General features: G+C 65.3%; 1 protein-coding gene. It reads right to left on the reverse strand.

Annotation, left to right across the window (positions count from 1 at the left end):
• Nucleotides 1-153 precede the first annotated feature (153 nt).
• Nucleotides 154-392 (reverse strand): LysR substrate-binding domain-containing protein (locus tag F2P45_RS34635; protein WP_229505452.1); only part of this gene is annotated, 239 nt, incomplete at its 5' end.

Here is a 392-nt window from a genome sequence, read left to right on the forward strand (position 1 = left end):
GTAATGATCCTCGCGGTACGACATCAAAAGGAAGCTGGGGACTGACAGGACAGACAGCGGATTTGCCCTGCGACTGCTTGCAGCGCGCGATAGACCTCCGCCAATCGACCGTACGCCGCCACGCTCGCACTCGCATGGGCTGATAGAACCGGCCTACCGCGCCGAACGCGCCGGCTCCTCCCGCCCATGCACAAACAAGGACGGCTGCCGGTCCGAATACTCCCGCAATAAATTCCACACCGCCCTGACCCGCTGCAAGCGGTACAAGTCGGTCGGCGCGGCCAGCCAGAACGAGCGTTCGGCGAAAAACTGGTCGAGCACCGGCACCAGCCTGCCGTCGTCCGGCACCGCATACGGCGGCGCCATGATCAGCCCCATCCCCAGCGCCGCCG

This window comes from Massilia mucilaginosa (genome assembly GCF_011682145.1).
GTDB lineage: Bacteria > Pseudomonadota > Gammaproteobacteria > Burkholderiales > Burkholderiaceae_D > Telluria_A > Telluria_A mucilaginosa.